Consider the following 7,619-nt stretch of genomic DNA (forward strand, 5'->3'; position numbering starts at 1 on the left):
GAGCCGGCTTGCCGGCGATAGCGGTCTGTCAGCTGCCGATGGAGTGGCTGGTCTACCGCAATCGCCGGCATGCCGGCTCCTGCGGTTTTCGGCGCTTTTTTATGCTTGCCAATCACCCTGCTGAATACTTCTTCAACAACCGCCGGCCACAGGACTAGGGTAGGCGCCAGGTTGCACAACAATAAAAACGCAGGATGCAGCTATGACCGCCATGACACGCTGCCTGGACCGTCCTGGATTCATGCCTCGGCTGTCCGCCCACCATCTACTGCGCCCCCGCCTGGCCGAGCCTTTGCTGGCGGCGCAGGCCCGGGTCAGATTGCTTTGCGCGCCGGGCGGCAGCGGCAAGAGCGCGCTGCTTGGCGAGTGCGCATTGCAGGCACCACCGGGGTGCCAGGTGTATTGGCTGCCGCTCAATGGCACGGCCCTCAGCCCATTCGAGTTGTGCCAGCGCCTGGCACAAAACCTCGGCCTGGCGTTCAGCGATGAAGCCACGTTGCTGCTGGACCTCAGCCGCTGGCAATCCCCTGCGTGGTTGTTCCTCGATGATTTTTGCCGCCTGCCCACGCCCGACACCGACGCCTTGCTCGACCGCCTGCTCACGGCCAGCAGCCCGGCGCTGACCTGGTGGCTGGGCGCGCGACGTCGCCCGGTGTGCAACTGGCCGCGCCTGCTGCTCGACGATGAATTGCTGGAGTGTGGCGGTGAGCTGGCGTTCAGTGCGGCGGAAATCCAGCAACTGCTCTGCCAGGCGCCCGGGCAGTCGGTCGACCGCGTGCTGCAGTTCAGCGCCGGTTGGTGCGCCGGGGTGCGTATCGCCTTGCTCGGCGATGGTCACCCCGACAAGACCTTGCTCGACTATCTGCAACACGAACTCTTCAGCACCCTGCCGCCGGAACTCGCCGAAGCCTGGCGGGTGCTGGCCCATTTGCCGCGCTTCAATGCGGGGCTGTGCGAACACCTGTTCGGCTTTGGCGATGGGGTTCAGTACCTGCGGGATCTGCAGGCCCTCGGTGCCTTCATCCAGCCGTGGGAGGACACCGATTGGCTGCAGGTTTTCCCGCCGCTGGCGCAACTGCTGCGCGCCGAACCCTGGGCGGCGAAGCGCTCCTGGCATCGGCGCGCCTGCCAGTGGTTCACCGCCGAGCAGGACTGGCAGGCCGCCTTCGAACAGGCGCTGCTGGCCGAAGAATATGAAGTCGCCGTCAGCCTGTTGCAGCACTTCAGCTTCGAGGACCTGTTCCGCCAGCAGAACGCCGCGTTGTTGCTGCGCCTGCATGAACAGCATGGCGAAGAATTGATGCTGGGCTCGGCGCAGCTGGTGGGCCTGGTCACGGCGGCGTTGCTGTTCGCCGGGCGCTTCGACCAGGCTGCGCAGTGCATCGACCAATTGGCCCGCTTCGCCCCGCAACCGACGGCGGCGCAGCAGCGCTATCTGCTCGCGCGTTGGCAGGCGCAGTGGGGCTGGCTGCTGCATTTGGGCGGCGATGCCGAACGCTCGCGCGTCCATTTTCTCGAAGCCCTGCAAGCTTTGCCCGACAGCGCTTGGACCTCGCGGCTGATGTGCCTGTCGGGCCTGACCCAGCAAGCGCTGCTGCGCGGTGAGTTGGACGTGGCCCAGGCGCTGAGCCGCGAAGCCTTGTGCCTGGCACGCGCCCACGGGTCGTTATTGCTGGAGGCGCTGCTCGAACTGGATCACGCGCAATTGCTCGAACAGCGCGGCGCGCCCTATCGCGCGCAAAGCCTGCTGGAGAATGTGCAGGCGATGTTACTCCAGCAGCGGCTCACGGCCGGGCCGCTGGTGGGGCGTATCGCGCTGCGACGCGGGCACCTGGCGCTGCGGCAAGGGCACGACACGCTGGCCGCCGAGTGCTTTGAAACCGGCCTGACGATGTGCCTGCACAGCCACGACAAACGCGTGCTCTACGGTTTTCTCGGCCTGGCGCTGTTGGCCGCCAACCGTGGTGATTACGCCCAGGCATTTTTCCAGCTGCGCGAGGCCGAGCGGCTGATGCAGCGGCGCCAGGTGCCGGACACGGTGTACCGCGCGGTGCTGTTGTTGGTCAGCGGGCATTTCTGGTTGCAGCAGGGCCGTGCGGAATTGACCGTCGAAGCGGTGCGCCGCGTGCTCCGTCATTTCCGAGGGCCGCAGGCCAAACAGGCGCCGCCGGCCACCCTCGAACTGATCCCGCGTCTTGAATACCTGCTGGTGCTGGCGGAGGTGAAGCTGGGGTGCTGCGACCAGCCGGTGGCGCGGCTGACGGCCCTGCTGGACACTACGCACCGGCGCGGCATGCTTTGCCTGGAAACCGAACTGCACCTGGTGCTGGGCGAGGTCGCGTGGCAGGTCGGTGACCCGGTCCTGGCGCGCCGCTCACTGCAGACCGGGTTGGAACTGGCCGCGCGTTGCCAGGTGCAGCAGGCGATTCGCGAGCTGCGTCTGCGCTCGCCGGGGCTGCTCAGCGAACTGGGGATGGAGCCGCAGGCGTCCACGCCGGGCGCGCTGGAAAATCCGCTGAGCCACCGGGAGCTGGAAGTGCTGCAGTTAATTGCCCTGGGCAACTCCAACCTGGAGATTGCCGACCGGCTGTTTATCTCGCTGCACACGGTCAAGACCCACGCGCGGCGTATCCACAGCAAGCTCGGCGTGGAGCGGCGCACTCAGGCAGTGGCGAAGGCGAAAACGTTGGGCTTGATGGTTTAGGCGCAGAACGCCAGGCGGTATTCACCCGGCGTGGCGCCCATGGCCTGGCGAAAGCGATGGGTGAAGTGGCTGGCGCTGGAAAAACCGCACATCAAGGCAATCTCGCCCAAGGGCAGGGCACCGCTGCGCAGCAAGGCCTGTGCGCGGGTCAGGCGCCGCGCCAGCAGGTATTGATGCGGCGGCAGGCCGAAGCTCTGGCGGAACATCCGCGCGAAGTGGTATTCGGACAGCGCGCACATTCCAGCCAGTTGTCCCAGGCTGATCGGGTCTTCGAGGTGCTGGTCGATGTACTCCACCAACAGCCGCCGCTGGTACGCCGCCAAGCCGCCTTTCAAACGCAATCCGTCGCGCGCGCCGACCTGGCTGAGCAGCGTGTGGCTGAGCATTTCATGCGCCAGGCTGCTGGTCAGCAGGCGCTCGGCGGGCTCGTGCCAGTTGAGCGCGATCAACTGGTGAAAGCGCCGGGCCTGGCTGGCGTCTTCCAGGAAGGTGCTTTCGCGCAGTTGCAAGGTGCGCGGCTCGCGGTCGAGCAGGGTGACGCAGCCCAAGGCAAACTGCTCCGGGCTGAAATACACATGGGCCAGGCGGATTTCGCCGTTGATCACCCATGCCGACTGGTGTTCGGCGGGCAGGATGCAGAGTTTGTCGGGCCCGCCCTTGGTGCCCGGTTGATCGCGCCGGAATGTACCGGTACCGCCGCCGATGTAGCACGACAAGGTGTGATGGCTGGGCGCCTGGTAATCCTGGGCGTCGTGGTGGTTGCTCCACAAGGCCGCGGACAAGCCGTCACCGAGCTCGGCGCAGGCTTCCAGGCGTGCGTTGGGCGAGCGGTTAAGGGCTTGAAAGACTTGCAGGGATTCCAGGTCAGGCATGGTGAGTACTCTTGGATGCCTTGCATCCTACTCCGGGAGGCTGGCGCTGTGATCCCACCGCCCGACAAAAGCGCAAGAATCTGCAAGAGCGCGACACCGGTTGAAGGCGACACTGTGGCTCAACCGATGGAGCCCGCTATGAACCTTTTCCTGTATTTACTCACCGTGCTGATCTGGGGCACCACCTGGATCGCCCTCAAGTGGCAGTTGGGCGTGGTGGCGATTCCCGTGTCGATCGTCTACCGCTTCGGTTTGGCCGCGCTGTTGTTGTTTGCATTGTTGCTGCTCAGCCGCAAGTTGCAGGTGATGAACCGGCGCGGGCATCTGATCTGCCTGGCCCAGGGACTGTGCCTGTTTTGCGTCAACTTCATGTGCTTTCTCACGGCCAGCCAGTGGATCCCCAGCGGACTGGTGGCGGTGGTGTTTTCCACGGCGACATTGTGGAACGCGCTGAACGCCCGAGTGTTTTTCGGTCAGCGGGTGGCGCGCAATGTATTGATGGGCGGCGGCCTCGGCTTGCTGGGCTTGGGTCTGTTGTTCTGGCCGGAGCTGGTGGGCCACACCGCCAGCCCGCAGACCTTGCTGGGGTTGGGCCTGGCGTTGCTGGGGACCCTGTGTTTCTCGGCCGGCAATATGTTGTCGAGCCTGCAGCAGAAAGCCGGGCTCAAGCCGCTGACCACCAATGCCTGGGGCATGGCGTACGGGGCGACGATGCTGGCGACTTACTGTGCGGTGCGCGGGATCCCCTTCGACATGGACTGGAGCGCGCGGTACATCGGCGCGCTGTGGTACCTGGTGATTCCGGGGTCGGTGATTGGCTTTACCGCCTACCTGACACTCGTGGGACGCATGGGGCCGGAGCGTGCGGCGTATTGCACGGTGCTGTTTCCCGTGGTGGCGTTGAATGTGTCGGCGTTTGCCGAGGGCTACCAATGGACGGCGTCGGCACTGGCGGGGTTGGTGCTGGTGATGTTGGGGAATGTGTTGGTGTTTCGTAAGCCCAAGCCTGTGAGCCCGGTTCTGAAGCCGGCGCAGGTGTAGGCGCCGGCAAGCCAGCACCTACCGTGGGAGTGCGGTGTTATTTGAGGTTGAGGCGCTTGGCCAGGCGGCCGAGGTTGGCGCGGTCGAGGCCGAGTTCGCGGGCGGCGCTGGCCCAATTGTGCTGGTGGCGCTCCAGGCAGGCAGTGATCAGTTCACGCTGATAGTGCTCGGTCGCCTGGCGCAGGTCGCTCGTGAGGGCGGCAGGCACCGGCGCCGGTGCTTCGATCACCGGCGCACTGACGTCCGGCAAATCGAGGTCGTGGGCGCTGAGGCTGAGAATCTTCGGGCGCTCGCGACAGTTACCCAGGGCTTTGAGTGCGCTGCGTCCGATCAAATGTTCCAGCTCGCGCACATTGCCCGGCCAGTTATAGGCCAGCAGCGCCGCCTGGGCATCGCTGGTCAGGCGCAGGCTGCCCAGGCCCATGCGTGAACGGTTCTGTTCGAGAAAAAAGCCGGCCAACAACAGTACATCGCGTCCGCGTTCGCGCAGTGCCGGCACTTGCAGCGGGTACACACTCAGGCGGTGATAGAAATCGGCGCGGTAGCGGCCGTTGCGCACTTCGTCAGCCAGGTCGCGGTTGGTGGCGGCGATCAGGCGCACATCCACCTGATGCTCCTTGTCCGAGCCCAGGCGCTGCAACTGCCCGCTTTGCAGCACGCGCAGCAGCTTGGCTTGTACCGTCAGCGACAGTTCGCCGACTTCATCGAGGAACAACGTGCCGCCGTTCGCCAGTTCAAACTTGCCGCGCCGCTCGTTCAGCGCGCCGGTAAAGGCCCCGCGCACGTGCCCGAACAGTTCGCTTTCGACCAGGGTTTCCGGCAGGGCCGCGCAGTTGAGGCTGATCAGCGGTTTGTCTGCACGCGATGAAGCGGCGTGGATCGCCTGGGCCACCAATTCCTTGCCTACCCCGGTTTCACCGGTGATCAGCACGGTCAGGTCGCTGCCGCCGACCAGCTTGATTTCTTCGACCAGGCGCTTGTGGGTTTTGCTCTGGCCGATCATCTCCTTGTGCTGCTGGCCGCTGGCCTGGCGATAGATCTCGGCGCGCTGGTGTGCGTCTTCGGCGCGCAAGGCCAGGCGTTCGATGCGTTCGGCCACGTTGACGGTGGCGGCGGCGAGGCTGGCAAAGGCCTGCAGGGCGTCCAGCTCCACGCGTTCGAAGCGTTCGGTGTCGAGCGCATCCAGGGTCAGCAGGCCCCACGGCTGGTCGTCGACAAACAGCGGGCAGCCCATGCAGTCATGCACTTGCAGGTGCCCGTGCAGGCCATCGACCAGGCCGTCATAGGGGTCGGGCAGCTCGCTGTCACTGTCAAACCGCGTCGGACCGGGGCTGCCCAGCAGCACGGCGAAGCGCGGATGCTCGCTGACCTTGAAGCGCCGACCGAGGGTGTCGGCGCTCAAGCCGTCGACCGCCAGCGGCACCAGCCAATCGCCATCCAGGCGCAGCAACGCAGCGGCATCGCAGGGCAGCAGTGCGCGCATGGCTTGCAACAGACGGCGGTAACGCTCGCCTTCGGGCAGCTCGCGAGACAGGTCGGCGACCAGGGGGAGCAGGGTGGTGAGCAGTGATTGCGCAGTCATAATGACTCCTTGTAGTCCTTATGACTATAAGGCGTAGGAGGTCAAACTGACTACAAATTATTTAAGTCATTGAAAAATAACGATTAATAAGTTGGCATGAATACTGAGTAGCAAAGGGTAATCAGTAAAGAAGCCCAGGAGGCTCCCATGCTTAGTGCCCAAGACCGTGCCATCGTCAAATCCACCGTGCCCCTGCTGGAAAGCGGCGGTGAAGCGCTGATCACCCATTTCTACCGCATGATGCTGTCCGAGTACCCCGAGGTCCGTCCGCTGTTCAACCAGGCCCACCAGGCCAGCGGCGACCAGCCTCGGGCGTTGGCCAACGGCGTGTTGATGTACGCGCGGCATATCGACCAGCTGGACCAGCTGGGCGACCTGGTGGCGAAGATCATCAACAAGCACGTGGCGTTGCAGATCCTGCCGGAACACTACCCGATTGTCGGCGCTTGCTTGCTGCGGGCGATCAGCGAGGTGCTCGGCAGCGAGATCGCCACCCCCGAGGTGATGAGTGCCTGGGGCGCGGCCTACGGCCAGCTGGCGGACATTCTGATCGGCGCCGAGGCGGCGATCTACGAGGAAAAAGCCCAGGCCCCGGGTGGCTGGCGCGGTGCGCGGCCGTTCACGCTGGTCAAGCGCGTGGAGGAGAGCGCCGAGATCATCTCGTTCTATTTTGCCCCCGTGGATAACGGCCCGATCCTCAAGGCTGCGCCAGGCCAGTACATCGGCATGAAGCTGCTGCTGGACGGTGAAGAGGTGCGCCGCAACTACTCCTTGTCGGCCCTGAGCGATGCCGGCCAGTACCGCATCAGCGTCAAGCGCGAGGCCGGTGGCCGGGTCTCCAACTACCTGCACGATCAACTGCAGGTCGGTGCGACTCTCGACCTGTTCCCGCCGTCGGGCGAGTTCACCCTGGCGGCCGGCGACAAACCGCTGGTGCTGATCAGCGGCGGTGTCGGTATCACGCCGACCTTGCCGATGCTCGAAGCCGCCCTGGCCACCCGGCGCCCGGTGCATTTTATCCACTGCGCGCGCAATGGCTCGGTGCATGCGTTCCGCGACTGGGTCGACGGCCTGGCCGCCCAGCACCCGCAGCTCCAGCGCTTTTACTGCTACGCCGAGGACGACGGCGTCAGCCCGGCGGCGGATAAAGTCGGCCTGCTGAGCCAGGAACAATTGGCTGCGTGGCTGCCCGAGCAGCGCGACCTCGACGCCTACTTCCTCGGCCCCAAGGGCTTCATGGCGGCCATCAAGCGCCACTTGAAGGCCCTGGGTGTGCCTGAGAAGCAGGCGCGCTATGAGTTCTTCGGGCCGGCGGCGGCGCTGGAATAACGCGGTAAGAAATGTGGGAGCGGGCTTGCTCGCGAAGGCGGTGTATCAGAAGCTTATCCGGCGGCTGACACACTGCCTTCGCGAGCAAGCC

The 7,619-nt window shown here is 65.0% G+C and carries 5 protein-coding genes; 3 read left to right on the top strand and 2 right to left on the bottom strand.

Annotated features, from left to right (window positions below; genetic code table 11):
- Nucleotides 1-202 precede the first annotated feature (202 nt).
- On the top strand, nt 203-2,704 hold the full coding sequence (locus QMX97_RS24875; RefSeq protein WP_282397779.1) for a LuxR C-terminal-related transcriptional regulator: 2,502 nt from the start codon (nt 203-205) through the stop codon (nt 2,702-2,704).
- Here QMX97_RS24875 and QMX97_RS24880 read toward each other — a convergent pair.
- On the bottom strand, nt 2,701-3,576 hold the full coding sequence (locus tag QMX97_RS24880; protein WP_106802656.1) for an AraC family transcriptional regulator: 876 nt from the start codon (nt 3,574-3,576) through the stop codon (nt 2,701-2,703). The genes QMX97_RS24875 and QMX97_RS24880 overlap by 4 nt on opposite strands.
- Nucleotides 3,577-3,714: 138 nt before the next feature.
- On the opposite strand from QMX97_RS24880, the gene QMX97_RS24885 reads away from it, so the two are divergent.
- Nucleotides 3,715-4,617 carry a DMT family transporter gene (locus tag QMX97_RS24885; RefSeq protein WP_282397780.1) on the top strand — a complete coding sequence of 301 codons (903 nt, stop codon included), beginning with the start codon at nt 3,715-3,717 and terminating at the stop codon, nt 4,615-4,617.
- 37 nt (nt 4,618-4,654) lie between these two features.
- Here QMX97_RS24885 and norR read toward each other — a convergent pair whose 3' ends face one another.
- Nucleotides 4,655-6,199 (bottom strand): nitric oxide reductase transcriptional regulator NorR, encoded by a 1,545-nt coding sequence (gene norR, locus QMX97_RS24890; RefSeq protein ID WP_120449865.1) that lies wholly within the window; start codon nt 6,197-6,199, stop codon nt 4,655-4,657.
- A 147-nt stretch (nt 6,200-6,346) separates the two neighbouring features.
- Here norR and hmpA point away from each other — a divergent pair, with 147 nt between their 5' ends.
- Complete coding sequence (gene hmpA / locus QMX97_RS24895; RefSeq protein ID WP_120449864.1) at nt 6,347-7,528, top strand: NO-inducible flavohemoprotein; 1,182 nt, start codon at nt 6,347-6,349, stop codon at nt 7,526-7,528.
- The last annotated feature ends 91 nt before the right edge of the window (nt 7,529-7,619 follow it).

This window comes from Pseudomonas sp. PS01298 (assembly GCF_029959745.1).
GTDB lineage: Bacteria > Pseudomonadota > Gammaproteobacteria > Pseudomonadales > Pseudomonadaceae > Aquipseudomonas > Aquipseudomonas aylmerensis.